The organism is Bradyrhizobium sp. UFLA05-108 (assembly GCF_059803455.1).
In genome coordinates this window covers 1-743 of sequence record NZ_JBANAZ010000240.1, presented here as the reverse complement: position 1 = coordinate 743, position 743 = coordinate 1, and the positions used below count along the sequence as shown (strand labels likewise).

The 743-nt window shown below is 63.9% G+C and carries 1 protein-coding gene; it reads left to right on the top strand.

The window, feature by feature from the left end:
• Positions 1-42 precede the first annotated feature (42 nt).
• The coding region (locus tag SO140_RS46245) for a tyrosine-type recombinase/integrase (protein ID WP_498544241.1) at positions 43-743 on the top strand (701 nt) is incomplete at its 3' end.

The following is a 743-nucleotide window of genomic DNA, read 5'->3' as shown; positions in this document are numbered from 1 at the left end:
ACTAACACCGTCAGTCCGCTGCGTCAGCGTATGATTGAAGACATGGCTGCGCGCAAGCTCAACCCGCACACGCAGCGTGCCCACATTTACAGTTGCAAGCGGTTCGCCGCCTGGCTGAAGCGTTCGCCCGATACGGCAACGCCCGACGAGGTGCGCCGCTTTCAGCTGCACCTCGTCGAGAGCGGGATGAGCATCTGCAACCGCAATCGGATCATGACCGGGGTGCGGTTCCTGTTTCGCGTCACGCTGCGTCGCCACGATCTGGCGGCCGAGGTCTGGCACCTCAAGGAGCCCGAGAGGCTGCCACCGGTGCTATGCCCCGAGGAGGTCAAGCGTGTTTTGACCATGGCGACGAGCCTGAAGGCGCGAGCGATGCTGACGCTGGCCTATGGTTGCGGGCTACGAGCCGGCGAGGTGGTGCGGCTGCGGGCGGGTGACATCGACAGCGAGCAAATGATCATCCGCATCGTGCAATCGAAGGGCCGCAAGGACCGGCACGTGATGCTACCGGCGGAGGTACTGAAGCTGTTGCGGCAATTGTGGAAGGCGCGACCGACCACGTATGACGCCGACCTCGCGCCGGAACACCACTGGCTGTTTCCAGGTCACCGTGATCATCAGCCTCTGACCACGCGTCAGTTCAGCCGGCTGTTCAAGGAGGCCGCCAAAGCCGCGGGGCTGCGCAAGACGGTCCCGCTGCATTCGCTTCGCCATAGCTTTGCGACCCATCTGCTCGAGCGCGG